The sequence below is a fragment of the Symbiopectobacterium sp. RP genome (assembly GCF_050472005.1).
Taxonomy (GTDB): domain Bacteria; phylum Pseudomonadota; class Gammaproteobacteria; order Enterobacterales; family Enterobacteriaceae; genus Symbiopectobacterium.
This window is the reverse complement of record NZ_JBGOGS010000001.1, coordinates 2640486-2665613: the sequence shown is the minus strand read 5'-3', so window position 1 is coordinate 2665613 and position 25128 is coordinate 2640486. Positions and strand designations below refer to the sequence as shown.

Here is a 25128-nt window from a genome sequence, read left to right as displayed (position 1 = left end):
AACAGGGAACGATAAACGCCATCGAGTTCTATGCCGCAATGCGGGGTGAAAACGGCGGCCTCTCCGAGATGGGGCGTGAGGTGCTATCCGAGTTACACGATGGCTTTATCAAAACGCTGAACGATTCCGGGATGCCGGAAGCGCCAACCGCACATTGAGGGGGAAATATGACACTGGTAACAAAAAACTTCCGCCTTAATGCGCTGGCTAACCAGTATTCGGCGGTGCTGTATGACCATCTGACCAAGACCAATGGTGGGGAGCACTTTGTGATTGAAACTATACCCCCCATTGAAGTTCAGATAGTTGGTGGGGTGAAAGGTGTCCGTGACCTCGTGGATAGCTATTTTCTGGAAGCCTTGCAGCAGAACTACAGGCTATGGGAGGACGCTGCCATACGGTTATTGGAAAAGTGCGTCACCGAGTACGGATTGACGGCCCCCGGTGCTGAAATCTGGCAGTCGATGCTGGCGGATATGACGTCAACGCTCGGAGGTGGGGTATGACCACTTTTGTCGATGATGTCCGCCTCAAGGCCAGCGGGCATTGGGACCCAATTCTGGAGCGCCTCGGTATATCAACCAACCGCAAGGAAAGCGAATGTCCTCACTGTGGTGGTAATACCCGCTACCGCTTCGATGATTTGGAGGGACGAGGAACCTATCTTTGTTCGCACTGTGGGGCGGGTACAGGGCTGGATTTGGTGATGAAGGTGTTCCAGTGCAGCGCTCCTGAAGCCGCTGGAAAGGTAGCTGAAGCTATGGCAATGCCGTTGCCGGAACCAAAACAAGCCAAAGAGAAGCCTCAAACGGATATCGCCGGGAAAGTTGCGGCGCTGGCTGCAAAAGCCTCTACGGGGCAGTCTGCTTACCTTGCATCAAAGGGGCTTCAATGCCCCTTCCCGATACTGTCCGATGGATCGCTGCTGCTGGTACTGAAAAACGGCGCTGGCGCGACGACAGGCGCACAGGTGATTAAGCCCGATGGCAGTAAACGGCTGGTAGCCGGAACGGTGAAGAAAGGCGCTTTCTGCAAGGTCAATTCCGTTGAATCGACAGAAACGGTGATTATCGCCGAAGGGCTGGCAACGGCGCTTTCGGTTCAGCAGTTCCGCCCTGATGCGACAATTATCGCAGCGGTTGACGCCGGGAACCTGCTGCCAGCTGCTCAGGTGATGCGACAGCGTTGCCCGGATGCGCAGATCATCATCGCCGCAGATAACGACATTAAGCCCGATGAGCGCAACACGGGTAAGGAGAAGGCTGAGAGCGCCGCTACGGCTGTCTCTGGTTGGGTAACGTTGCCGCCGACTGACCATAAGGCCGACTGGGATGACTACCGCCAAAAAAACGGGCTAGCCGCCACCACAGAAGCATTTACCAGCGGGTTGTATCAGCCAAAGGGTTCCAGTATGAAAGAAGCAACAATCACGGTGATTAGGAGTGGCAAAGAAGACCGCCGCCCGGAACTGAGTCAGATGGCGGCAAGTCAACGTGGGGAACTGCTGGCTGCGCGTTATGGTCAGGTTGCGGTAAATCCAGAGAGCAATACAGCGTATTGTTATGATGGGACTGTCTGGCAAAAAATAGCCGATACTGACTTACAGCGCGATATGGTGGCAATCTTTAATGCGTACCAGACACCCTACACACCGACAGGCATCAAAAATGCTGTTGAAGCGATGAAACTACAGGTTCCGGTTATGGGTACTCCATCTGATGATCTTATCGGGTTCAGTAATGGTGTTTACGATTTAAAGAACAAACAATTCAGGCAGCACAATGGCGAAGACTGGTTATATAACCATAATGGCGTTGAATATATGTTGCCTGTACCTGGTGAAAACCTGAAAGATAACGCGCCTAATTTTTATAAATGGCTTGCACATTCAGCCGCTGACGGTGTGAAAAAGATGGATGCGATATTGGCGGCGCTCTATATGGTGCTGGCGAATCGTTATGACTGGCAACTGTTTATTGAAATCACGGGTAAAGGAGGCAGCGGGAAAAGTATTTTTACCCGGATTGCGACACTGTTAGCGGGTGAGCACAACACGGTAAGCGCCAACATGAAATCACTGGATGATGTTGGCGGACGGGCGCAACTGGTCGGTAAACGATTCATCATACTGCCGGATCAGGTTAAGTATGTGGGAGAGGGCGCAGGCATTAAAGCCATTACAGGGGGCGATCTGGTTGAGATTAATCCGAAGTATGAAAAACGGTTTAGTACACAGATTAAAGCCGTTGTGATTGCAACCAACAACGACCCGATGATATTAACCGAACATCAAGGCGGTATTGCACGGCGGCGGGTGATCTTCCCGTTCAATGCGGTAGTGGGTGATAAAGATCCGCTGATGGCAGACAAAATAGCCACTGAACTTCCCGTTATTATTCGTCATCTGCTGGCTAAATTTGCCAGCCAGGAAGAACATGCCAAGACGCTACTAACCGAGCAACGCAATTCTCAGGAAGCGCTGGTAGTTAAAGCTGAAACCAATTCAGTCATAGCGATGTGCGCCTCGTTGTACTTTATGGAAAAGGCGTGTGGTCTGATGATGGGTGGAGGAAAATGCATCCGCTCAGAACCGAAAACCTATCTGTACCACCTGTATAAAGAATATCTGGAATATTACGGGCTGGGGAAACCTCTCAGTGTACAAAATTTTAGTAAGGCGATGACGGAGGCCGCGATGGAATTCGGACGGGAGTATAAAACCCGATGCATCAAAGGGGTGACGCAAACCAACGTTCAGTTAACAGATTTAGTGAATGCATTTCTGCCACACACTTATGGCAATAGCATTCCCAATGAATGACCCCCTCCACCTATAAAGAGTTTACCCATAATGCTCTCTACCTTCTCTACCTAAAACCTATTAAAGCCAGACAGGAGAAGGGTTTCAGTGAGGTAGAGAGCGAAAGATTTACTCTCTACCTGTTGTCTACCTCTCTCTACCCAGCCATTTCGATTAGGTAGAGAGGGGTAGGGAGGAGGTAGAATAGAAAAATGGGCGTTCTCTACCCCTCAAAGCCGCGCCACTTCTGGCTTGAGCCGTTTAGGTAGAGAGGTAGAGGGGGAAAAGCCAAAACTTTCTAGGGGTGGGGGGTAAGCACTGAGCGCATGACTTCGATGTTAACGTATTGGCCAAAAATTAACCACATTTGCCAGCGTGAAGGCTTTCTCTTGGCTGGCAATCAATAGGGATGGGAAATGAAAAGATTGATGGAAATTAAACGCCGTGTTGATGATATTGCCGAGGACCTAAATAAGATGTATCCACGGTATAGGCAAGATAAAGCTATTAGCGATAAGGTTAGTGGACTGAAAGAATATGCTCAATCTGCCCTTAAAGAGATTCAAGGACAACTTAAGCGCGGAGAGTTAACTGATTTTGAAAGGGGATTTGTGGAGCCTGCTATTTACAATGCCTATATGAAAGGGATCACAAAAATAAGAAAAGGGTCAAGACCAAGCCAAGAACTCTGTGATTTTATTTTTGAGACAGACAACACGATAGGTTACTGGTTATGTGAAATTGAAGCATTTAAAAATAAAGAAATATAAATTATTTATTCTCATATTTACCCATACTACCCCTGTCTCTGATGGGGGGTTATTATTTCCATGTATATCTTGAACAGTGGCACTCAGACGTGATGTCACTACCAAAGTAAATCTGACCCACTTTGTGATTAATCCTCAGCGTCAGACAGAAGTGATTTAACGACCTAACTTTTCTCTGCATTGGTTGTATAAAAAGATTGAGAACGCGCCGTGGAATATTAATAATAGATAACCATGTTAAAATACCCCATCCTCTTTTGACATTAAGGCCCTATTATGCGGGATATTCAGCTTGTGCTTGAAAGGTGGGGAGCGTGGGCAGCAGATGACCGCATTGATGGTAAATGGAAGACCGCGTCGGTATTCATGAAGGGTGTTATTCCCTCCACGAAAAAATCACTCCCCAGTTGCTGTGATGATGACGGTATAAAGATAGATGCGGCTATTAGACGGCTAAAGCATTACAACAGTTATTACCATCAACTGATTCACATGCACTATTTTAAACGCCAGCCACAGCGCGCCATTGCTAACCGTCTCGGTATCTCACGGACAACGCTCATCAAGCGGCTACAGCCTGCTGAGGGCTTTGTTGAAGGCTGTCTGGCAATGGTTGATATCACCCTTGAGAGGGATAAATCGGTACAAAAGGAGAATATTTACGAGCACTAAAGATAAAAACAACCGCCTCTGGATAAATAAATGCTTTTCATATTCGTTCGTGAGCATTTATTTTTACTCACTTTAAATGGTAGTGTCAGTGATTATATTTATTTCTGCATTCGGCAGGTGTAAAATATTTTCTGTTCTGACATAACTATATCCTTGCAATACTTTTTGTGGTAGCGGCGGTTATCTTTCTGACAGTAACCGCTGCACTTTTTTCTGGTGTTGCAGGTTTATTTCCAAACAAACAGAGATGCCATGAAAAAATTAATTGAATTGCGCCAGCAAAAAACGGCGATTGCTGAACAGATGCGAACCCTATTAACGCAATCTGAACAGGAAAAACGCAGCCTGAATGACGAAGAAGCGAAACAGTTTGATGAATTACGCTCACAGGCTGATTCCCTGAATACCGATATTGCCCGCTATGAATCTATTGCTGAAGAAACACGATCCAAGGCTGATATCACTCCCCCGGCGAGCCAGCCGCTCACCAATGAAGAATTACGCCACTACGTGATGACGGGCGATACTCGCTCCTTATCAACCAGCGTACCGGCTGATGGCGGCTACACAGTTATTCCTGAACTCGACAAACAGATTATGCGCCGCCTGACGGCTCATTCCGATATGCGCCAGATTTGTACGGTGAAGCGGGTTCACAGCAACGAATATAAAAAACTCGTCTCTGTTGGGGGCGCGGCGGTAGCTCACGGCGAAGAAGGTAAGAAACGTGGCGAAACCGCGTCTCCGAAGCTGGAAGAAGTCAGCATCAAGCTCTTCCCGGTATATGCCTATCCGAAGACCACACAGGAAATTATTGATTTTAGCGATGTTGATATTTTCTCTTGGCTGACCGAGGAGATCGCCGAAACCTTCACCGAGACGGAAGAAACGGATTTGGTTACAGGTGATGGCAGCAAGAAGGCAAAAGGTTTTCTGGCCTATCCCCGTGATGCCAAAGCCGACAAGGAACGGGCATTCGGCACACTGGAAAAGCGGGTAACTGCCGCAACTGCGCCAACGTCCGATGAGCTAATCGACCTGATATTCAAGCTCAAGAAGCAATACCGCAAAAACGCCGTATGGGTGATGAACTCCAATACCGCAGCCCTGCTGCAAAAGCTGAAGAACGGTAACGGTGATTACATCTGGCGCGACCGGATGCAAGCGGGCGACCCCGATATGCTGTTGGGCCACCCGGTACATTACCTCGAATACATGCCGGATGCCGCAGCGGGTAAGCCCGTGTTGGCGGTTGGTGACTTCAAGCGCGGCTACACCATCGTTGATCATGAGACCGGCACCCGTACCCGTCCAGATGCGATCACCGAGCCGGGCTTCTTCAAGCTGCACACCAGTAAATATCTGGGCGGCGGGCTGGTTGACTCCAACGCTATCAAGGTGCTGGAAATCAAGGGGGCATAAGATGGCCTCGACGGATATCGAAATCCGCACAGCCACCCTTACCCGGAAAGACCAAACGCTGACCGGGTATGCGGTGAAGTGGAATAGCCGTTCACATGTGCTGTTCGATGAATTCGTTGAACAGTTCGCCCCCTATGCCTTCCGTGAGCATCTGGCGGCGGGTCAGGATGTGTTGGCGCTGTGGGAGCATGACCCCAAAAGTCTATTGGGCAGAACGGCTTCCGGTACACTGGCCTTGCATGAAGATGAAACGGGGCTGCACTTCGCCCTGAATCCCCCGGATACGCAGCTAGGCCGGGATGTGCTGACGATGGTAGAGCGTGGTGACATTACTGGGATGAGCTTTGCTTTTCGCTCACTCAAGGATGCATGGGATACCGCCAGCCAGCCGTACGTAAGAACGGTTCACTCTGCCGAGCTACGGGAAATTACGATCACCAGCCTTCCCGCTTACCCGGAAAGTGCAGTGGAGATAGCCAAGAGGTCACTGAGTCAATCAGCTAAAAATTTAGCCGATGACCGCCGCCGCTGGCTGCAATGGGTGGAGGTGTGAACATGTGGCCTTTTCGAGCTAAAAGCGAAGCCCGCAGCCTGACGATAGATGAGTTCCTTTCTCTGGCGGGCATCCCTAACTCCGCCTCCGGGGAATATGTATCGCCGATAACCGCAGAATCGCTACCCGCCGTGATGAATGCCGTCACGGTGATTAGTGAAGCCGTGGCAGCGATGCCTTGTTACCTGTATCGGGTAACACACCACGACGGACAGGAAGCGCGGGAATGGCTTAGTGACCACCCGGTTGATTACCTGCTGAACGAAGCGCCTAACGATTGCCAGACGGCCTACCAGTTCAAGCGGACGCTGATGCGCCATTGTCTGCTGAACGGTAATGCCTATGCCGTCATTGAATGGGGGAAGGACGGACAACCCAAGAGTTTGCACCCTTACCCACCGCAAGCCGTTACGGTGAACCAGATTGGCGACCATCGTTACGCCTACACGGTGACAGAGCCATACAGCGGCAAATTGAGAACTTATCTGCAATATGAGGTGCTGCATCTCAGATACGCCACTGATGATGGCTTTATGGGCCGCTCACCGATTACCCAATGCAGAGAAACGCTAGGACTTGGCCTAGCCCAACAGCGCCACGGAGCCAGCATCATGAAAGATGGAATGATGGCGGCGGGAATTATCAAGTCTGGTGATTGGCTGGATGATGCAAAGGGAGCCAAGGCCCTTCGAGCCTTAGACCGTTATAAAGGTGCGAGGAATGCGGGTAAAACGCCGATCCTCGAAGGCAACATGCAGTACGAAAAACTGGGGATGAGTAATCAGGATGCGGAATGGCTCGCCTCTCGCCGCATGACGATTGAGGACGTAGGCAGAATGTTCAATGTGAGTCCTATCTTCCTGCAAGAGTACAGCAACAGCACCTACAGCAATTTTAGTGAAGCGAGCCGCGCTTTCCTGACCATGACGATCCGTCCGTGGCTGACCAACTTTGAGCAGCAAATTAAAGCGGCGCTACTGGTGGAGTCCAGCATACCCGGTGTGCGCTATCAGATGGAATTTGATTCTGCTGACCTGCTGCGCTCGAACCCGCAAGAACGATTCCAGAGCTACGAGACAGCGATTAAGTCCGGAGTGATGAATCCCAATGAAGCGCGTGAGCGTGAAGGGCTATCTCCTCGTGAAGGTGGCGATGAGTTTAGTCAGGCTTGGCGGCAGTCCATGGAGGTGAAAAACGCCTATGGATAAGTCGGAAATCGGGCTGGATGAGATTAAACAGCACTGCCGGATAGAGGCGGAGTTTCAGGACGATGACAGTTTGCTAACGGCTTACGCTGAGGCGGCGCTGGAAGTCTGTCAGAAACATATTGGCAAGCAGTTTGGCGATGAGATGGCATTCACTCCGGCGCTAAAAGTGGGATGCCTGTTGCTCATTGGCTTCTGGTATGAAAGCAGAGAAGCCGTGAGTGCTGGCGATAAATCTAACGAGTTACCGTTTACCACAAAGACACTGTGGAATTATTACCGTGACGTGGGAATTTATTAATGCCGTATCAACCATTAAGGCGATGTACAGAGCCGGGATGCTTTAAGCGTGTGAAGTCCGGCAAGTGTGAACTGCATAAGCGGGCAGCTAACCGCCGACTGGATAAGCGCCGGGGAACTCATACCCAACGCGGCTATTCCAGCCAATGGGCAAAGTATCGCCTGATGTATCTCAATGAGCATCCGCTGTGTGTGATGTGTGAGAGCAAAGGGATCTATACCCCTGCCAAGGTTGTAGACCACATCATCCCGATTGATGGCGATAAGGATGTTCTGTTCTGGTGGCAAGAAAATCATCAAAGCCTCTGCATGAGTTGCCACTCTCGCAAAACGATAACGAAAGATCCGCTCACCAAGGAGCAGCGCAAGGCGGGCATGTTCCGCGAGCAGGAAGAGAAAGCGGCGCACCGTTGGGACTGGATATACGAGATTGATATTTAAGGGGAAGGGATGAGCAGGTCATTTGATATTAATGCGAGATACCGTTTCCCTGATATCGGGGAGCTCAATAAACGAGTGTTGTTTCGCAAACACCGCGATGAGCCAACGGGTGAAGCAGAGTTAAAAGATGTCTATACAGATGAGTACACAACATGGGGAAAGGTATCACCGGTAGGCGAAACTATCCGCATTGGTTCAGTACAAATCAATGACGTTATTACACATCGAGTTATCGTGCGCTACAGGAAGCAACTTTACAAGAGTAATCAGATAGTTGTTGATGATTGTATCTATAACATCAAAGGGGTAATTGATGTCAACTCAGCCAGGCGCTTTCTGGCGTTCTCATGTGAAGAGCAATCGGAAGAGAAAGTTAACAGGCGAAAATTTGGCGGTTTTGGTTATCAAAATGATGGGGTGGGGGCGTTTGAATGACGAATGGCTACCCCTGCCGGGACCGCCCGCCTCCTCAAATTTTTATGCGCGGCAATTTTTTGAAATGCAGAAATTTTATAGGAAACAGTAAGTTATGAAAAGATCACCTAAAGCACCTGACTACCTCGACGAGATAGCCGCTACAGAGTGGAAAGCCAAAGCAAAATTCATGGCAGAACGAGGAGATTTGAACCCGGCTGACTGGAACAGTCTTGAGTTATATTGCGTCAACTATTCCATTTACCGTAAAGCGATAGCGGACATTGCTGAGCGTGGTTTTTCGGTTGAAGGCAGCCGTGGCGCGGAGTCCCGCAATCCGTCGTTGGCAGCAAAGGCCGATGCCGAACGCATCATGATAAAAATGGCCTCCCTGCTGGGCTTTGACCCCGTATCCCGCCGCCGCAATCCGGTAGAGACTGAAGAAGAAGATGACATTGAGAAATTATTGAATGCCAGAAAATGCATGGCATAAATACGCTGAGGGGGTCATGAATGGCAATATTCCCGCCTGTAAACGCCTTAAAGAGGCTGCTGAAAGGTACTTTAAGGACCTGCGTAACCCCCTTTACCGCTTCGATACAGAGTCTGTAGCGCGCTTTATCGCGTTTGCCACCCTTTGCCCCCATGTCAAAGGACCGCTTCGAGGCCAACCGATTCATCTTGCGCCGTGGCAGCAATTCGCCCTCGCCAATATTATTGGTTTCAAGGATGCGGAAACAGGCAGGAGGAAATACCGCAGTGCCTACATTCAAGTACCGCGCAAAAACGCTAAATCAACACTGGCGGCGATCTTGGCTAACTACTTTCTCGTCATGGAGCAGGGGCAGCACGATATCTACACGGCAGCGGTAAGTCGAGACCAGGCACGAATTGTGTTTGACGATGCCCGCCAGATGAGTTTGATTTCTCCCGCGCTAAGAAAGCGGCTAACCATTCAGCAACACAAGATGATTTACCCCAAATCCCACAGCTTGCTAAAGCCGCTGGCGGCGAAAGCGTCCACCATCGAAGGGACAAACCCAAGCCTCGCCATAGTGGATGAATATCACCTACACCCAGATAACGCCGTGTACTCCGCACTTGAGCTTGGCATGGGCGCACGTCCCGAGGGGCTGCTGTTCGCTATCACCACAGCCGGAAGCAATGTGGTTTCCGCTTGTAAGCAGCATTACGACTACTGTTGCCAGATATTGGCGGGCGAAGAAACGAATGAGTCCCTGTTTGCGCTGATTTATGAACTCGACGACGAAAACGAAGTGGACGATCCCGATCAATGGATAAAGGCCAATCCCAACCTGAACGTATCCGTCGATCAGGCGGCACTGGTTGATACGATTCAGAAGGCGCGGGGCATTCCTTCGCAGTGGGTGGAGATGCTGACCAAACGCTTTAACCTCTGGTGTCAGGGGGCGACTCCATGGATGGGAACGGGCGCATGGGACGCCTGTAAAACTGACTACAGCGAGGAAGATCTCAACGGGAGGGATTGCTATGCCGGGCTGGATTTGTCGTCTACAGGCGATATCACCAGCGTCTGCTACGCCTTCCCCGGTGAAAATGACATATTGCTACTCACTCGTCACTACCTGCCAGAGGCACAGCTTGAGAACGTCGCCAACAAGAACCGGGCTATCTATCGCCAGTGGGCCAAAGCTGGCTGGATACGCACCACGAAGGGGGATTGCATCGACTATGACCGCATCCGGGATGACATTCTCAAGGACAGTGAACGATTCACTATCCGGCTGATTGGCTTTGATACATGGAACGCTACCCACCTGAGAACCCAGCTACAGGGCGCGGGACTGGATGTAGAGCCGTTCCCGCAAACCTATATGCGGTTCAGTCCGGTGGCCAAGTCTGCCGAGGTATTTGTTAACCGCCAGATTATCCGGCACAACGGCGATCCGGTGCTGGCATGGGCGATGGGTAACGTGGTGATGGAGAGTGACGCCAACGCCAATATCAAGCCGAACAAGAAGAAGTCCGCCAACAAGATTGACCCTGCGATCGCGTTCCTGATGGCGTTCGGTACGCTCCAGGCCGAGCATGAAGAGTTCGCCTACTCCTTGAGTGATGACCAGAAGCAACGACTTGCAGAATTCAGCGGGGTGTGAAGTGCTTAAACTACGGGAAAATCCCGGGGTTTATACCGGTGCAACGATTATTGCATCGCCGATAGGGATTTGAAATCCGCATGGGGGTGTGCCCAGATAACCTGTTGAATATCAATGACGATTTCGGATTTGTGCAGCGACCTAAGCGTGTGACTTAAAGTCACGTGGTTCAGAACTACGAAAGTTTTGTAGTGCAGAAAATAACCAACCCTCTTTAAGAGAGGAGCCTGTCCTCAACCGCGTCGCTAAAAGATACGTGGTTCATCCTTACCTGCCTGCTTTGTCAAAGCCTCTTCTCTGGCTGGCCTACCTAAGCGTCATATCTCCCCGGCATCCATGTCATCGCCGATGTGCCAGACATCTCCCTATTTCGATTTTTTCCCTCTCCCTGACTGATTTAGGCATTCAGATTCGTTCACTTTTCTGCATATTTGTTCAGGCAATTTTGGATAACACCATGTATAACATTATTGTGATTTTTGGCTTTTATATTAGTTAACTTTATGTTTTTAGTGTTTTTATTTTAGAAAATCACACCTTGTACGGCTATATCGATTATTTAGCGCGTAATATCTTGCCGGATTTAGCCGATGAAGACTGGTTGACCCGACATGGAAATATCAAGCGTTGTCCACGAAAAGGGGCCACCAAGGCGAGCGGATTTGTTCGGTGGGAGGGGGTACAACATGCCATATCGATGCCCGCTGACACTGAAATACACCGTGATGATGGTCAAATATACACCACAACGGCCCCAACAACATCCGCAAAGGGTGTACTTCGCGTGCCGATCATTGCAAAAAGCCGCGGTCAGGCGGGTAATTGCGAAGACGGTATCGCACTGCGTCTGGCAACCCCGATAACGGGACTGTCGTCTACCGGCTATGCCGATAACATCAGGACAGGCACCGATATTGAAGCGCTGGATAGCTGGCGACAACGCATCATGGCGCGCTGGTACGATACGCCGCAAGGGGGGGCGGATAGTGATTATGTTCGCTGGGCGAAAGAAGTCCTGGGAATAAGTCGGGCATGGACACATCGACACAAGAACGGTATCGGCACAGTTGGGGTCATGGTTGCCAGTGATGATGTAGACCATCCGGCCCCCACACAGGAAATATTAACTAAAGTCAAAGCGCACATCTTACCGCTTGCCCCCGTTGCCGGAAGTGGCTTAACGGTATTTCCCGTCACGGCAAAAACCGTTCTCATCTCGATAGCCTTATCAACCGATACGCCAGACATTCGGGCGGCAGTTATTGCTGAAATCAAAGCGTTCTTACATCGAGAAGGAGAACCCGGCAGCCAGCTTTTTCTCTCAAGGCTCGCTGAAGTGATTAGTCTTGCTACAGGTGAAGTCGCTCATCGCCTGATTGCGCCAACGGCAGACATTGAATTAACCCAGACGGAAGTACCGGTATTGGGTGAGCTCACGTGGGCAAAATATAAGGAATGAGCGTAATGAGTCAACTCGACGAGGAATACACACAGCTACTGCAATCGCTGTTACCGCCGGGGCCTGCATGGGATAAAGAAGATCCGCTCATTAAAGGGCTGGCACCGTCACTGGCACAGGCTCATCAACACGCCGATAGCCTGATGATTGAAATTAACCCGGCCCAATCGGTTGAATTAATTAATCGCTACGAAAAATTATGCGGGTTGCCGGACAAATGCCTGGCAAATAGACAGCAGACGACAGGAGAACGGCAACAAGTCCTTGATGCCAAGGTGAATACGGTGGGTGGTATAAGCGAAGCATTCTTTAAAAAGCAGTTAGAAATATTGGGTTATCCCACGGCAACAATAGAACAATTTCAACATCTTGACAGTACACCCGATCCGTCTTGGGGGGACAAGTGGCGCTACTACTGGCGAGTGAATATTCCTGCGCAAGCGAATGTCCGCTGGATGACCTGCATCAGTGATTGCCCCTCACCTATTCGCACGTGGGGAGACAGCGCCGTTGAATGCGTTATCAGACGCCAGTGTCCCTCCCATACCCACGTCATTTTTGCTTACCCAGAAGGAGCACGAGATGCATCGCATTGATACGCCGACGGCACAAAAAGATAAATTTGGTCAGGGGAAAAACGGGTTTACCAACGGCGATCCGACAACAGGAACACCGTCAACCCATTTGAACAGTGACATTTTTGATGCGCTACAGGAAGAGCCTTGCACGGTCATTGAGAAATCGGGCATTAAACTCGATAAAAACAGGCATGATCAGCTTTATGAAGCGATAAAAAAGTTAGCGAGTGATGCCGTTGATAAAGCAAAAGCAGAGTTGATTGGATCATTAAGACAAAAATTAACAAAAAATGAAAATGGCACTGACATCCCCGATAAAAATCAATTTGTGAAGAACCTCGGTTTAACGGAAACGGTAGATTGTGCAAAAAACGCACTGGATAAACGTACTGGCGGAACGGTCAATGGCAACATTATTTCACAGGGTGGCCAAATCGGACTGAAGGGGGATAACCGTAAGCATTTTATTCTCGCGAATGCTGATGGTAAAGTGTGCGCCTATATCTGGAAAGACAAGGGCGGTGATGGAATACACATCAATAACGGTATTGATGGCGGCGGCGATTATATTTTTCATAAAGATGGCGGTTTTCGTGCCCCTTCTTCCGTGTATGCCGGGGCGGCAAGAATGGCCGCTGACGGCAATATTCTCGGCAGCAAATGGGGTAATCAGTGGCTGGATGTTTACCTGAAAAAGACCTTCCAGCCCAAAAAAACCGGTGTAGTCGATATCGTAGAAACGGGGTCTGGTACAGGGTATTACTGGCGAAAATTTTCGGACGGGAAGATAGAAATTTTTGGGCGTCTGGATTCAACATATGGTGCGCCGCTTGATGTTGTTTTCCCGAAAGTATTTACCGAAATCCCGTTTCTTTTTGTGAAAGAAAATGGCGACCCCAAAATTAACGGCTGGGTGATGAGAGCCAGAAATTTGTCAAAAACAGGGTTTTCAGTGCAGTGGAATCTGTGGAGTGATTCCGGGCGGGGGCGTGCAATGGAGGTTTGCTATCATGCCATTGGGGGGTGAGAGAGTGCCTCCACCGCTATTGCCCCCCTTCAGGAGTAGACCCCGATATGGCCACGGAGGCAGAAAAGGCCCAGCTTGTCGCGTGGAAGAAATACCGTGTACTGCTAAACCAGGTGGATATCAGCACAGCGCCGGCTATCATCTTGCCGGAAGCGCCCGAAGGTGAAAAAACGGGGAATTAGCGTCGGTCGTCGAACAGAGTGGCCAGTTCATCATCGGACAGGCCGGTCGACATTTTGACGATGGTGCGTTCAACACCGTTGGCGATAAGTTGCCTTGCAATGTTGAGCGAGGCGCTATGCTCGCCTTCCTGGCGACCTTCCTGGCGACCAAGAAGTATTCCTTTTTCAATGCCGCGTTGTTCACCTTTGGCTTCAAGCTGTTCTGCGATAGTCATCACGTCCTCCCGGTAATCCGTGGTTTTGGTGGCGATCCCCTGCAAGAACTGCTCGGCGTTCGAGGTATTGCCACGTTCGAGAATATAATACATCAAGCCCCGGAACTGCTCTTTGGGCACTGCCCATTGCTCAAGCAGACAGGCCAGCTCGTTAACCAGTTCCAGCATATCCCGTGTACGAATATGTTTCTGCACCAGCTCCAGCAGCGCTACCCGCCTATGCGTCAGGATTTCGTCATCCGGTATTGCGGTAATATCGACCAGCGGGAATGCCTGTGTATAGACTGATTCTGCCAGTTCAGGGTCAGCAAAGCAATCGAGCCATTGGGTGCTGTAGGGGTAGGGCGACGTGGTGCCGTGGTAGAACAGGAGCGGGATGACCACGGGCAAGGTCTCGTTGCCTTGCTCCAGGTGCCGCTGCATGGCTGCCATGCTATAACGCATTAAACGCCACGCCATCAACTTCTCGGGCCTACTCTGGTGCTCGATCAATGTGTAGATATAGCCTTTCCCCGTTTTTGTCTGCACGGAATAGAGCATATCCGAACACTGGGTGCGCAGGTCGTCTTCGATAAAACTGCCCGACTCCATTGCCAGCGTACTGAAATCGCAGCGTTCCCGTAGATGAGGCGGCAAATGGATTTCCAGAAAGTCTCGGGCGACCGTGATATCGCCGAGGAACTTTTTGAACAGGGAGTCATGTTGGGAGAGTGAGGATGTTGTCATTGGCGCAGTATACCTTGCTCAGGTTACGGTATGCCATCGGGATTTCCAGCTCGGGGTGAATGTGATTTTTCACGTCTAAGGAAGGGAGTCTGCAAGTCGAAATGGACGGTAACGTATTGATAAAAATGTCGTGTATTGTCGTGCTTTGTTGTTTTTTGTCGCCTATTTTTTGAGCACAAAAATAACATAAGCATATGATAAATATCATTTTATAACTTTAGAGCTTCGCTGATGCTCCAACATCGCTGTTCCCAACCCGCCACGGCGCCAGTGTGGATGAATGGCAAAGACGGCCAGGCGGCCAGGCGGCAACGCGAGCCGCGACGCACCATGATTGCCAGCGCTACCGGGTTGTTGTTGACGTTTCAGATGCGGCTCTCGGTCAACGACAGACCCTCTGCGTTAAAGCGTGTGGCAAACGTCGGGCCATCGAGGGTGAAAGGGATCACATAATCCGTGAAGCATTCAGTCAATATGGAGGCGAGCTGATGGCTGTCGTAGTGCGTGGCATCACGGCAGACCAGTGGTGAAATCGATGTCATGGACGTTTCCTGTAGTGTCGGCGCTAGCGTATACGGTTCCTTGGAAACAGGATTATCGGTTGATATGCCGTTGTACTCAAACAAGATGCGCTTTTTAGCCTAAAATTCATGTAGAATGATCGGCCACTCGCGCTACGGGTACGGCGATGTGGCGATAAACAGGGAGGATTACTCTGTTAAACAGATACTCATCAGTGAGTTATAAGTAAATTAACGTTAACTCATTGTTTTATCCGACGCCTGTGAAGGCGACACTCTGAGGCTGCTCAATGAGCGAAAAGTTACAAAAAGCGCTGGCGCGTGCTGGCCACGGCTCACGCCGCGAGATCGAAGGCATTATCCAGGCAGGCCGTGTGAGCGTGGACGGCAAAATTGCGACGCTGGGCGACCGCGTCGAGGTAACCAAAGCAACCCGCATTCGTATCGATGGTCACGTGGTTTCTGTTAAAGAAACCGAAGAAGCAGTCTGTCGCGTACTGATTTATTACAAACCAGAAGGTGAGCTTTGCACCTGCAGCGATCCCGATGGTCGCCCGACGGTGTTCGATCGTTTGCCGAAAATGCGCGGTTCACGCTGGGTGGCGGTAGGGCGTCTGGATGTGAATACCTCCGGCCTGCTGCTGTTCACCACCGACGGCGAATTGGCAAACCGCTTGATGCACCCCAGTCATGAAGTGGAACGCGAATATGCGGTGCGTGTGTTTGGTGAAGTGGATGAGGATAAACTCAAGCTGCTGACCAAAGGCGTACAGCTTGATGACGGTCCTGCATCGTTCTGCACCCTGAAGTACAGCGGCGGTGAAGGGTTAAACCAGTGGTATAACGTTACGCTGACAGAAGGGCGTAACCGAGAAGTGCGTCGTTTGTGGGAAGCGGTTGGCGTGCAAGTAAGTCGCCTGATTCGCGTGCGCTATGGCGACATTCCATTACCAAAAGGGTTGCCGCGCGGCGGCTGGACGGAAATGCCGCTCGAACAACTTAACTATCTGCGCGAACTGGTGCAATTGCCGGCGGAAACCACCAGCAAGCTGCCGGTTGAGCGTGAGCGTCGTCGGGTGAAAGCCAATCAAATTCGTCGTGCGGTAAAACGCCACGGCCAGGCAGGTCCTGCGCGGCGTAGTGCGCCAAAGCGTAACGGCTAAGTGTGATGTTAAAAGCGTGACGTTAAGGTATAGCCAACCGACTTAAAAATGATTACAGCCAATGCCCTGATATGTTGCAAAAAAATACAGCTAATTTGTACTAGCTCAGACCTGATCTGACAGTTACCGATTATTTATACAGGTGTCTGTCAGATTACATCTGGTTCAGATCCTTTTCTGCCCAGATCCGTTTTCCATCGAGTAAAGTGACCATCGGCGTACGCCCGCAGCACATTTTTCCCTGATGAGTTCGCTCATTATTGTAATGCCACAACCAGTTGTCCAGATCTACCTGCAGGCTTTCCAGGTCTCCATATAACTTCTTGCCGAACGTAACCTGATAAAAATCCTGCAAAATGGTTTTATGGAAGCGCTCACAGGTGCCGTTCGTCTGCGGAGACATCGCCTTCGTTTTCGTATGCTCGATATCGTTGATAGCCAGATAAAGCTGATAATCATGCTGCTCCACTTTACCACAGTACTCCGTACCCCTGTCGGTCAGTATTCTCAGCACCGGCAGTCCCTGAGCCTCGTAGAACGGGAGTACGCGATCATTGAGCAGGTCGGCGGCGGTGAGCGGTGTTTTATTCGTATACAGCTTGCAGTGTGCCACTTTCGAGTACGTATCCACGAACGTCTGCTGGTAGATACGGCCCACCCCCTTCAGATTGCCCACGTAGAAGGTGTCCTGCGAGCCCAGATACCCGGGATGTGCCGTCTCGATTTCACCGCAGGCCTCATCATCGTGCGCCTTCTTCTCCAGGGCTGCGATTTGAGCGTCGGTAAGGACAATGCCTTCTCTGGCGACCTTTTCCTCAAGCGCCTTCAGGCGTTTACGGAAGTTCTCCAGGTCGTGTCGTTGCCAGATGGAGCGCACGCCGCTGCCGGAGATAAACACGCCTTTTTTACGCAGCTCATTACAGGTCCAGTGCTGCCCATGGGGCGGGAACTCAATAGCATAATCAACAACCGCGCGTTCAGTGGCTTCGTCGGCGCGGTTCTTCAGGTTCGGAACCCGGCGCTTCTGGTTAACCAGCGCATCAATGGCGCCTTCAGCAGCCAGTTCCTGATAACGGTAAAATGTATCGCGTGACACGCCCATGCTCTTGCAGGCTTTTGATACGTTACCGAGTTCTTCGGCGAGATTGAGCAGGCCGACTTTGTGTTTGATAATGGGATTGTTAGTATGAAGCATGAGAGTTACCTCGCGTTTTGTTTAAGGATTAGACACCCATATCAAAACCGGTAACTCTCAACCTTTCAAGGTCCAGTGTCAGATCTAGTCGCGACTAATACAGCTAATTGTTATCAAAATAATGTCGCTTGGCTATATCGAGTTCGGTGACCGCCTTGACGGTCACTTCTGAGGAAAGGCATTTACACAAAATCTTAAACAGGCTCCTTTATTAGGCACAACGCTGTTTGCTATCGGATTATTTGATATCAATATTAACAGCGATGTTTTCTATTCGAGTTATTAGCAAATCTGGTGTATGGCGATCAGGCTACGTTCCGCTCTGATGCTTCGTGAATCTGTTCTCCATCCTTAAATTGGACGTTGCTTACAACCAGGGTCAGCAGGTCAAATCCTCTTAGTCGGTTCCAGCTTTTCTGAGCTGACTGGAGCAGCTTAAATACCATTGACAGGGTTGTTTCTCTCGAACCACCGTTCTTCGCGCCTCTGCTTCGTAGCCTCACAGTCGCAAAAGCCGATTCAATCGGATTTGTCGTTCTTATTGACGCCCAGTGCTCTGACGGGAAGTCGTAGAATGCCAGCAGTTCTTCTCGAGCTTTTTCCAGCTTCTTCATCGCTGCAGGATATAGCCAACCGACTTAAAAATGATTACAGCCAATGCCCTGATATGTGCCAAAAAAATACAGCTAATTGTTATCAAAATAATGTCGCTTGGCTATACTTCGCTGAAAACCTTGCCAACAAAACATCAAAGGCTTCATTAGCGGCATCGCGGCTCTCTGCTAGCCAAACCTCCCGCAGCTCAGCCTTAACTTTCGGTTGCATGACTTTGGGGAGTGAAGCCAACACATTAGCGGTTTTGTGCACCCAACAGCGTTGGTGCTGCGTGTCCGGGAATATCTTTGCCATTGCATTCCAAAAACCAAGGGCACCGTCTCCCGTAGCCAGCTTGGGAGATACGGTTAGGCCACGTGCTCGCAGGCCATTAAGAAGTTCGGCCCAGTTTGCTTCTGACTCTCGATAACCATCTTCAACCGCAACCAGCTCCTTACGTCCATGCTCAGTGACGCCGATAATGACCAGCAGGCAAAGGCAATCATCTTGCCTGACATGGCTGTATATGCCATCGGCCCAGAAATAAACGTAGCGCGTATCGCTTAAATCACGCAGGCACCATTGCCTGTGCTCTTCAAGCCACTGCTGTTTCAGTCTGCTGATGGTACTGGCAGAGAGGCCATTCGCTTTTTCACCGAGAAGCGCCCTCAGGGCTTCATGAAAATCACCGGTGGATATGCCTCGCAGGTACAGCCATGGTAGCAACTCTTCGACGCTTTTTGCACGTTTCAGATAAGGCGGCAACAACGCGCTGTTGAAGCATATTCCGTTGCCGCTGCGCTCCCTGACCTTAGGTACTTTAATTTCAACATCCCCAATACCCGTCTGTATGATTCGCGGTGGCAAATAGCCGTTACGAACGACAGCATGACGCCCGTCGTCAAGGCGGTGTTCAGCATGTTGTTGCAGCATGGCTTCGAGCTCAACGTCAACGGCGGCAGCTATCAGCTGCCTGGCACCATTACGAATGAGTTCATGCAAGGGATCACCGGCAATATCTGGTTCTGCGGAGACCTGTAGGGTAGACTTTTTCATGGGGTATCATCTCTCTGTTGTTGAAATCATCCACGAAATCAATCAGCAGGATACGCCCCCCTCCCCGAAACCCCGTACACCAGAAATGAGCATAACTCCGCTCTAGCCCGTTATCGACAGAGTTATGTACCAATTCTTGTTCTTATCACTTTATTGATAAATGCAGTTCTTCTGTTAAAGTGGAACATTATTTTTTATAATTCCATATATTATGGGTGAAATTATGGCTTCTTCTGATTTACCACAGACATTAGAACAGTTTTATCCGCTGGTGCTTGCTCTTGCCGTTCAAAATTTGAAAGTCAATACGTTTACTGATAATTTCGACGCAGATCGATTCAACATAGATGGTAATGACCACGCTATGGATTTTGATACCAATGCTCGTGTTTTCTATTTTGATTGGTATTTCCGGAACTGGGTCAATTTATTTAATGCATATCAGTTATTGGAAGATGACCAGTCGCGGTTGTTGTATCTGCATTTGATCGCGTATCGAATGGCTGGGCACTTGAGCATCAGACTCCCCGTTGAGTTCGCTAATAAAAAAGCAGAATTTGAAAATTACCTCAGTATTGAGAAAAGTACTGTCAGTAAGCTGGCTATATCAGGTATGTTTGGCAAGCTGAGACATTTCGATTTCGAGTACGGCGGTAATAAATATGTCATCGACTGCTTGGGGTTGGAAGCTTATCTCTTTCGACGTCAGTATTTCTATGAGCAAGACGGTGTTCGAATCGCACCGGAGAGTGGCGATTTCGTTGTAGATGGCGGTGCCTGTCTTGGCGATACGGCAGCCGTTTTTTCCAATGCAGTGGGCGCTAACGGCCGGGTCTACTCGTTCGACCCAGTGGCAGCACACCAGGAAATATTGCAGTATAATACCAAACAATTTCCGCATCAGAACGTTGTGATTGTTCCTGCAGGTCTTTCAGACCATGAAGTGGTCTGCCCTCCTATCATTTTAAGTGGTTATGCTCCTGGCTTCTCTGTTCAGAATCAGCAAGTACCGCTCCGTTCCCTTGATTATATGGTGAAGGCGGGGGAAATTGAGCGAGTTGATTTCATTAAGCTGGATATCGAGGGGGCGGAACTGGAAGCACTACGTGGTGCGAAAGAAACCATCCATCAATTCAAGCCGAAGCTAGCTGTCTCTCTTTACCACAAGCCCAACGATCTTTTTGAACTGGTAACATTTATTCAAACAAAATTCCCCTTCTATAGGTTCCGGTTAGGCCATTACACCATTCACCAAGAAGAGACGGTTTTGTACTGCATTAGCGAGGCATAACTCAAAACAGCCGAGAATCGTTAGGTTTTCTAGAAATATCTGCGGTTTATCTGGCTGTGCCCGTGGCCTAAAAGTAATAACGTCAATTTCAACCTGGAATTTACCAGGCTGAAATTGGCTAGGTGGCACAATTTGTTTGGCTTTTCCCTAGCTCGTAGCCATTGTTCAAAATGTACGAGTGTCCCGCCAATATCACTAGATTGAGAATGTCATGAATATGGGAAAGGTTAAATAAAAAGAGGTTGAATGCAATGCATTACAACCCCTTTTACCTGTCTGATTCACCCTACTTTGGCTATTTCAGTAGAGATTAAATCACTTAGCTTTGCCTTGGTTAGCAACGGCAGCGGCTTTCGCTGCGATTTCGTCAGCGTCACCCAGATAGTAGTGTTTGATCGGCTTGAAGTTTTTATCGAACTCATACACCAACGGCACACCCGTCGGGATATTCAGTTCAAGGATTTCGTCTTCGCCCATGTTATCCAGGTATTTCACCAGCGCACGCAGGGAGTTACCGTGTGCAGCGATGATAACGCGCTCACCGCTCTTGATGCGTGGCAGGATCGTTTCGTTCCAGAACGGCACAACGCGTTCGATGGTCAGCGCCAAGCTTTCAGTCTGCGGCAACTCATCGTCAGTCAGAGATGCGTAACGCGGATCGTGGCCGGGGAAACGCTCATCTTCACGGGTCAGCGCTGGCGGAGTGATAGCAAAACCACGACGCCACTGTTTAACCTGGTAATCACCGTATTTTTCAGCGGTTTCCGCTTTGTTTAGACCCTGCAACGCGCCGTAGTGGCGTTCGTTCAGTTTCCAGCTCTTTTCCACCGGCAACCAAGCCTGATCCAGCTCGTCCAGGATGTTCCACAGCGTGTGAATGGCGCGTTTCAGCACAGAGGTATACGCGAAATCGAAGGAGAAACCTTCATTTTTCAGCAACGTACCAGCGGCTTTGGCTTCTGAGCGGCCCTTTTCGGACAGATCAACATCGTACCAGCCTGTGAAGCGGTTTTCATTGTTCCACTGGCTTTCACCGTGTCTCACCAGTACCAGCTTAGTTACAGCCATAGCTAAACTCCTTCGTTCCTAAGATTTCAGTGATAACTGATCTCATTATATTGCTGCGCTGCAATTAACGGCAGTCAATAGTCACCGATAAACCTGATTTATCTGCATTAACTTGGCTATAACAATAATTTTTGCGTAAGCGAAAGCGTGAATTGTTTGCTGAGCACGTTCTTGACATAAATTTACCGTGTAAAAGCGTGCCCAGTCTGTCTTGGTGGCGTTATGTAAAGAATTGATAACTTGTCAGTGAGCAGTACTGCTCACCGGGTTTCAGCCAACAGTCTGGTTGTGGCCAGTCCGGATGATTTGGACTGTCTGGCAAAAATTCACTTTCCAGCGCCACTCCAGCGAAGTTGTCATACAGAGTGCCGTCTCGGGCAGGGGTCCCCGCGAGAAAGTTCCCACTGTAAAGCTGCAAGGCTGGAGCGCTGGTGAAGACGCTCATCATCACTTTCTCATCCGCAGACCACAGGTTTGCCGCTGGGCATTCGCTGGAGCCGCAGGTCCGATGCAGCAGATAAGCGTGGTCATAGCCGCTAACCGCTTTCTGATCGGCGTCGTGCAAAAAATCCTTCAATAGCGTTTTGGGCTGGCGGAAATCCAGACCCGTGTGGTTTACCAGAGCAAGGCCGTCAACGGGGATCCCCTCACTGTTCACCGGCAAATAATGATCGGCGAACAGTTGTAAACGGTGGTGACGCACATCGCTGGTATGTCCATCCAGATTGAAATAGGCGTGGTTAGTCAGGCATACCGGACAGGTTTTCTCTGTCAGCGCGGAATACTCAATTTCCAGCGCATTGTGTTCGGTTAACCGATAGCGTGCCTGTGTGGTCAATTGCCCCGGGTAGCCCTGATCGCCATCGGGCGAGACCAGCAGATAAGTGATTTGCGTAGCATCCTGCTGCACAATACGCCAGCGACGCGCGTGAAACCCATCGGGTCCACCGTGCAACTGGTGTTTGCCCTGATTGGGTGTCAGTGTGTAGATTGCGCCGTTTCGCTGTAAACGGGCGTGGTCGATGCGGTTGGCATAGCGCCCGATAGACGCGCCAAGATAGGCCTGTTGGCGCAGATAATCCGCAGGTGTCGTGCAGCCGAGCAGTACTTCACGCACTTCTCCCTCCGGCAGAGGGACCTGACAAGAAAGCCAGGTTGCGCCCCAATCTATTAACATAACGCGCATTCCTGCACGGTTCTGTAGCGTAGTCAGCGTAAAAGGCTGGCCATCTGGGGCCATTTCAGCACTTTTTTCGTTAAGCATACACCTGCTCCTCAGGGTATCAGTCGGGATAGCCATTGGGATGTTTGGATTGCCAGCGCCAGGTATCCTCCGCCATTTGCGCTAACGTCCGGGTAACGCGCCAGTGGAGTTCATTGGCCGCTTTTTCCGGATCGGCCCAATAGGCGGGAAGATCGCCCTCGCGGCGCGGGGCGAAGTGATAGGGCAGCGGTTTACCGCATGCCTGACTAAATGCTTGCACGACGTTCAATACACTGTAGCCGACACCAGCCCCCAGATTGTAAATATGTACTCCCGGGCGTTGATGCAGTGCTTTCATTGCTGCCACGTGACCGTCGGCCAGATCGACGACATGGATGTAATCTCTGACGCAGGTGCCATCTTCCGTCGGGTAGTCATTACCGAAGACAGACAGCGATTCTCGGCGACCAACGGCGACTTGCGCGATAAAGGGCATCAAATTGTTAGGGATGCCTTGCGGATCTTCGCCCATCTCTCCTGAAGGGTGTGCCCCAACCGGATTGAAATAGCGTAATAAGGCAATGCTCCACTCCGGATGCGCTTTCTGTAAGTCTGTCAGGATCTGCTCCACGATCAACTTGCTGCGCCCGTAAGGGCTGGCGGGCATACCGGTGGGAAAGCTTTCCTGATAAGGGATACGTGGCTGATCGCCATAGACCGTTGCAGAGGAACTAAAAATCAGGTTTTTAACGCCCGCTTTTTCCATTGCTTTAACCAGCGTCAGGGTGCCATGGATGTTATTGTCATAGTATTCCACAGGCTTGCTGACGGATTCTGCGACCGCTTTTAGCGCAGCAAAATGGATCACGGCATCGATGTTTTCAGTGGCAAAAATACGGTCTAATAAAACGCTATCGCGAATATCACCTTGATAAAAGGGCACTGCCTTTCCGGTGAGACGGGTAAGGGTTTCCACCACGCTGGCTTTACTGTTGCACAGGTTGTCCAGAATAATCGGTTGATGCCCGGCTTCTAAAAGCTGAACACAGGTATGGCTGCCGATGTAACCGCTACCACCTGTCACTAAAACATTCATAAGAACCTCGATGACCAATGTTGAATAAAACTAGGCTGTGTCCCTTAATTGAGTAACCGGCGGTAAAACAAGCGGATGCAGCCCAGTTTCACCATTGCTAGATAGTTTCTTGCCATTTTTTCATAACGTGTGGCGATCCGTCGATATTCCTTTAAACGGCCAAAACACCTTTCCACAACGTTGCGACGGCGATAAGCATCACGATCAAGTTGCGAGCGTCCATCTGAAGCCAGTTTTTCATTTGATTTTCGGGGAATAACCGTTTTTATCCCTCTTTTTTCAAGTCGTTACGTAGTGTATTCCCAGAGTAGGCTTTGTCAGCCAGTACTGCATGGCCACGATGCTTCATGCTGCCGTTCTGGCGTTGCACGCCAATTCCCTCTAGGAGTCATAACGCAAACAGGCTTTTGTGACCCTGCCCAGCACTCAGTACGATGTTTAGCAGGATGCCGCTTCCGTCAGTCGCCATGTGGATTTTGGTGCCATAACCACCTCGTGAGCGACCCAGGATATTATCGTTGGTAATATCGAAATGTTTTTTTGAGCGCCAGCCGCACATTTGAGCGCACGGATATTACTGCCATCCAGCGCAGTGACTGACCAGTCAACAAGTCCATGAGCATCAAGAAATGAAAGTAACTTATTGAAAATAATGTTAATGATTCCAGACTTTGACCATCTATTGAAACGGTTATAAACGGTTTTCCATGGGCCGTAACGTTCAGGTAAATCACGCCATGGTGCGCCTGAACACAGCATCCAGAACATGCCGTTGAAGATTTTTCGATGTTCTGCCCACGGCCGGCCGGGCCGCGGAGATGTCAAAACGGTTGGCAACAAGGGCTCAATGATTGCCCATGCTTCATCAGAAAGATCGTAGCGAGCCATAATCAAAAGTGTCGTAGAAACAGATGGATACTATAGCTCAAGCAATTAAGGGACACAGCCTAGCTCTGACGAGGAGGAAACCTCATTAGCAAACTCACGTTGTCCTTACAAAAAGCGTTTGTTCAGCAAGACAACGGTTGACAATCGTTT

At 50.0% G+C, this 25128-nt stretch carries 24 protein-coding genes and 2 pseudogenes; 18 read left to right on the top strand and 8 right to left on the bottom strand.

The features are described from left to right. Positions 1-173 precede the first annotated feature (173 nt). The 16 genes from ACD630_RS17675 (at position 174) to ACD630_RS17600 (ending at position 13961) form a co-directional block, all read left to right on the top strand. The gene (locus ACD630_RS17675; protein ID WP_430359993.1) at positions 174-506 is read left to right on the top strand and encodes a hypothetical protein; all 333 of its coding nucleotides are present in this window, start codon (positions 174-176) and stop codon (positions 504-506) included. Continuing rightward, positions 503-2821: a toprim domain-containing protein gene (locus ACD630_RS17670; RefSeq protein WP_430359103.1), complete on the top strand. Its 2319-nt coding sequence runs from the start codon at positions 503-505 to the stop codon at positions 2819-2821. Before ACD630_RS17675 ends, ACD630_RS17670 begins: the two co-directional genes overlap by 4 nt. Positions 2822-3216: 395 nt before the next feature. Further along, positions 3217-3570, top strand: coding sequence for a hypothetical protein (locus tag ACD630_RS17665; protein ID WP_430359102.1), 354 nt, complete (start codon positions 3217-3219; stop codon positions 3568-3570). A 276-nt stretch (positions 3571-3846) separates the two neighbouring features. Beyond that, a complete protein-coding gene (locus ACD630_RS17660; protein ID WP_430359101.1) occupies positions 3847-4242 on the top strand; it encodes an antiterminator Q family protein in 396 nt (131 codons plus the stop codon). Positions 4243-4494: 252 nt separating this feature from the next. Then, complete coding sequence (locus tag ACD630_RS17655; RefSeq protein ID WP_430359100.1) at positions 4495-5664, top strand: phage major capsid protein; 1170 nt, start codon at positions 4495-4497, stop codon at positions 5662-5664. A gap of 1 nt (position 5665) precedes the next feature. Next, positions 5666-6217, top strand: coding sequence for an HK97 family phage prohead protease (locus ACD630_RS17650; protein ID WP_430359099.1), 552 nt, complete (start codon positions 5666-5668; stop codon positions 6215-6217). Further along, a complete protein-coding gene (locus tag ACD630_RS17645) occupies positions 6202-7425 on the top strand; it encodes a phage portal protein (protein WP_430359098.1) in 1224 nt (407 codons plus the stop codon). Before ACD630_RS17650 ends, ACD630_RS17645 begins: the two co-directional genes overlap by 16 nt. Further along, on the top strand, positions 7418-7723 hold the full coding sequence (locus ACD630_RS17640; RefSeq protein WP_430359097.1) for a head-tail connector protein: 306 nt from the start codon (positions 7418-7420) through the stop codon (positions 7721-7723). The genes ACD630_RS17645 and ACD630_RS17640 overlap by 8 nt, the downstream gene beginning before the upstream one ends. Further along, complete coding sequence (locus ACD630_RS17635; RefSeq protein ID WP_430359096.1) at positions 7723-8163, top strand: HNH endonuclease; 441 nt, start codon at positions 7723-7725, stop codon at positions 8161-8163. The genes ACD630_RS17640 and ACD630_RS17635 overlap by 1 nt, the downstream gene beginning before the upstream one ends. Before the next feature lie 9 nt (positions 8164-8172). After that, the gene (locus ACD630_RS17630) at positions 8173-8598 is read left to right on the top strand and encodes a phage head closure protein (protein WP_430359095.1); all 426 of its coding nucleotides are present in this window, start codon (positions 8173-8175) and stop codon (positions 8596-8598) included. Between the two features lie 94 nt (positions 8599-8692). Further along, a complete protein-coding gene (locus ACD630_RS17625) occupies positions 8693-9070 on the top strand; it encodes a phage terminase small subunit P27 family (protein ID WP_430359094.1) in 378 nt (125 codons plus the stop codon). 16 nt (positions 9071-9086) lie between these two features. After that, complete coding sequence (locus tag ACD630_RS17620; RefSeq protein WP_430359093.1) at positions 9087-10715, top strand: terminase large subunit; 1629 nt, start codon at positions 9087-9089, stop codon at positions 10713-10715. A 538-nt stretch (positions 10716-11253) separates the two neighbouring features. Beyond that, positions 11254-12174, top strand: a complete 921-nt coding sequence (locus ACD630_RS17615; protein WP_430359092.1) for a baseplate J/gp47 family protein — start codon at positions 11254-11256, stop codon at positions 12172-12174. A gap of 5 nt (positions 12175-12179) precedes the next feature. Next, positions 12180-12770, top strand: a complete 591-nt coding sequence (locus ACD630_RS17610) for a YmfQ family protein (RefSeq protein ID WP_430358824.1) — start codon at positions 12180-12182, stop codon at positions 12768-12770. Continuing rightward, positions 12757-13779 carry a hypothetical protein gene (locus ACD630_RS17605; RefSeq protein WP_430359091.1) on the top strand — a complete coding sequence of 341 codons (1023 nt, stop codon included), beginning with the start codon at positions 12757-12759 and terminating at the stop codon, positions 13777-13779. Before ACD630_RS17610 ends, ACD630_RS17605 begins: the two co-directional genes overlap by 14 nt. Before the next feature lie 47 nt (positions 13780-13826). Then, entirely contained in the window at positions 13827-13961 is a 135-nt protein-coding gene (locus ACD630_RS17600) for a tail fiber assembly protein (RefSeq protein ID WP_430359090.1), read from the top strand. Here the strand turns inward: ACD630_RS17600 and ACD630_RS17595 are convergent. Together ACD630_RS17595 and ACD630_RS17590 are read right to left on the bottom strand one after the other, a co-directional pair. Continuing rightward, the gene (locus tag ACD630_RS17595) at positions 13958-14902 is read right to left on the bottom strand and encodes an Rpn family recombination-promoting nuclease/putative transposase (RefSeq protein WP_430359817.1); all 945 of its coding nucleotides are present in this window, start codon (positions 14900-14902) and stop codon (positions 13958-13960) included. The genes ACD630_RS17600 and ACD630_RS17595 overlap by 4 nt on opposite strands. Positions 14903-15267: 365 nt before the next feature. Then, positions 15268-15444, bottom strand: coding sequence for a hypothetical protein (locus ACD630_RS17590; RefSeq protein ID WP_430359816.1), 177 nt, complete (start codon positions 15442-15444; stop codon positions 15268-15270). 269 nt (positions 15445-15713) lie between these two features. Here ACD630_RS17590 and rluB point away from each other — a divergent pair, with 269 nt between their 5' ends. Next, on the top strand, positions 15714-16586 hold the full coding sequence (gene rluB / locus ACD630_RS17585) for a 23S rRNA pseudouridine(2605) synthase RluB (RefSeq protein WP_430359815.1): 873 nt from the start codon (positions 15714-15716) through the stop codon (positions 16584-16586). Between the two features lie 154 nt (positions 16587-16740). Here the strand turns inward: rluB and ACD630_RS17580 are convergent, their stop codons facing one another. Both ACD630_RS17580 and ACD630_RS17575 read right to left on the bottom strand, forming a co-directional pair. Further along, positions 16741-17781: an IS481 family transposase gene (locus ACD630_RS17580; RefSeq protein WP_430359814.1), complete on the bottom strand. Its 1041-nt coding sequence runs from the start codon at positions 17779-17781 to the stop codon at positions 16741-16743. Between the two features lie 305 nt (positions 17782-18086). Beyond that, a pseudogene (locus ACD630_RS17575) lies at positions 18087-19431 on the bottom strand (IS256 family transposase). Between the two features lie 223 nt (positions 19432-19654). Here ACD630_RS17575 and ACD630_RS17570 point away from each other — a divergent pair. Continuing rightward, positions 19655-20722: an FkbM family methyltransferase gene (locus ACD630_RS17570; RefSeq protein WP_430359813.1), complete on the top strand. Its 1068-nt coding sequence runs from the start codon at positions 19655-19657 to the stop codon at positions 20720-20722. A gap of 315 nt (positions 20723-21037) precedes the next feature. Here ACD630_RS17570 and gpmA read toward each other — a convergent pair whose 3' ends face one another. The 4 genes and pseudogenes from gpmA to ACD630_RS17550 all read right to left on the bottom strand — a co-directional run bounded on the left by gpmA (position 21038) and on the right by ACD630_RS17550 (position 24978). After that, a complete protein-coding gene (gene gpmA / locus ACD630_RS17565) occupies positions 21038-21790 on the bottom strand; it encodes a 2,3-diphosphoglycerate-dependent phosphoglycerate mutase (RefSeq protein ID WP_430359812.1) in 753 nt (250 codons plus the stop codon). Between the two features lie 220 nt (positions 21791-22010). Next, on the bottom strand, positions 22011-23054 hold the full coding sequence (galM, locus tag ACD630_RS17560; protein ID WP_430359811.1) for a galactose-1-epimerase: 1044 nt from the start codon (positions 23052-23054) through the stop codon (positions 22011-22013). Between the two features lie 19 nt (positions 23055-23073). After that, positions 23074-24090: a UDP-glucose 4-epimerase GalE gene (gene galE / locus ACD630_RS17555; RefSeq protein ID WP_430359810.1), complete on the bottom strand. Its 1017-nt coding sequence runs from the start codon at positions 24088-24090 to the stop codon at positions 23074-23076. Between the two features lie 44 nt (positions 24091-24134). After that, positions 24135-24978 (bottom strand): annotated as a pseudogene (locus ACD630_RS17550) (IS5 family transposase). Between the last annotated feature and the right edge of the window lie 150 nt (positions 24979-25128).

Excerpts from the sequence above, each read along its gene's own strand:
- ACD630_RS17650 (WP_430359099.1), top strand. The coding sequence starts at position 5,666 with ATGGCCTCGACGGATATCGAAATCCGCACAGCCACCCTTACCCGGAAA.
- ACD630_RS17610 (WP_430358824.1), top strand. The coding sequence starts at position 12,180 with ATGAGTCAACTCGACGAGGAATACACACAGCTACTGCAATCGCTGTTA.
- ACD630_RS17660 (WP_430359101.1), top strand. The coding sequence starts at position 3,847 with ATGCGGGATATTCAGCTTGTGCTTGAAAGGTGGGGAGCGTGGGCAGCA.
- ACD630_RS17620 (WP_430359093.1), top strand. The coding sequence starts at position 9,087 with ATGAATGGCAATATTCCCGCCTGTAAACGCCTTAAAGAGGCTGCTGAA.
- ACD630_RS17670 (WP_430359103.1), top strand. The coding sequence starts at position 503 with ATGACCACTTTTGTCGATGATGTCCGCCTCAAGGCCAGCGGGCATTGG.
- ACD630_RS17665 (WP_430359102.1), top strand. The coding sequence starts at position 3,217 with ATGAAAAGATTGATGGAAATTAAACGCCGTGTTGATGATATTGCCGAG.
- rluB (WP_430359815.1), top strand. The coding sequence starts at position 15,714 with ATGAGCGAAAAGTTACAAAAAGCGCTGGCGCGTGCTGGCCACGGCTCA.
- ACD630_RS17645 (WP_430359098.1), top strand. The coding sequence starts at position 6,202 with ATGGGTGGAGGTGTGAACATGTGGCCTTTTCGAGCTAAAAGCGAAGCC.
- ACD630_RS17580 (WP_430359814.1), bottom strand. The coding sequence starts at position 17,781 with ATGCTTCATACTAACAATCCCATTATCAAACACAAAGTCGGCCTGCTC.
- ACD630_RS17635 (WP_430359096.1), top strand. The coding sequence starts at position 7,723 with ATGCCGTATCAACCATTAAGGCGATGTACAGAGCCGGGATGCTTTAAG.
- galE (WP_430359810.1), bottom strand. The coding sequence starts at position 24,090 with ATGAATGTTTTAGTGACAGGTGGTAGCGGTTACATCGGCAGCCATACC.
- ACD630_RS17655 (WP_430359100.1), top strand. The coding sequence starts at position 4,495 with ATGAAAAAATTAATTGAATTGCGCCAGCAAAAAACGGCGATTGCTGAA.
- ACD630_RS17605 (WP_430359091.1), top strand. The coding sequence starts at position 12,757 with ATGCATCGCATTGATACGCCGACGGCACAAAAAGATAAATTTGGTCAG.
- ACD630_RS17630 (WP_430359095.1), top strand. The coding sequence starts at position 8,173 with ATGAGCAGGTCATTTGATATTAATGCGAGATACCGTTTCCCTGATATC.
- galM (WP_430359811.1), bottom strand. The coding sequence starts at position 23,054 with ATGCTTAACGAAAAAAGTGCTGAAATGGCCCCAGATGGCCAGCCTTTT.
- ACD630_RS17640 (WP_430359097.1), top strand. The coding sequence starts at position 7,418 with ATGGATAAGTCGGAAATCGGGCTGGATGAGATTAAACAGCACTGCCGG.
- ACD630_RS17600 (WP_430359090.1), top strand. The coding sequence starts at position 13,827 with ATGGCCACGGAGGCAGAAAAGGCCCAGCTTGTCGCGTGGAAGAAATAC.
- ACD630_RS17595 (WP_430359817.1), bottom strand. The coding sequence starts at position 14,902 with ATGACAACATCCTCACTCTCCCAACATGACTCCCTGTTCAAAAAGTTC.
- ACD630_RS17590 (WP_430359816.1), bottom strand. The coding sequence starts at position 15,444 with ATGACATCGATTTCACCACTGGTCTGCCGTGATGCCACGCACTACGAC.
- gpmA (WP_430359812.1), bottom strand. The coding sequence starts at position 21,790 with ATGGCTGTAACTAAGCTGGTACTGGTGAGACACGGTGAAAGCCAGTGG.
- ACD630_RS17570 (WP_430359813.1), top strand. The coding sequence starts at position 19,655 with ATGGCTTCTTCTGATTTACCACAGACATTAGAACAGTTTTATCCGCTG.
- ACD630_RS17625 (WP_430359094.1), top strand. The coding sequence starts at position 8,693 with ATGAAAAGATCACCTAAAGCACCTGACTACCTCGACGAGATAGCCGCT.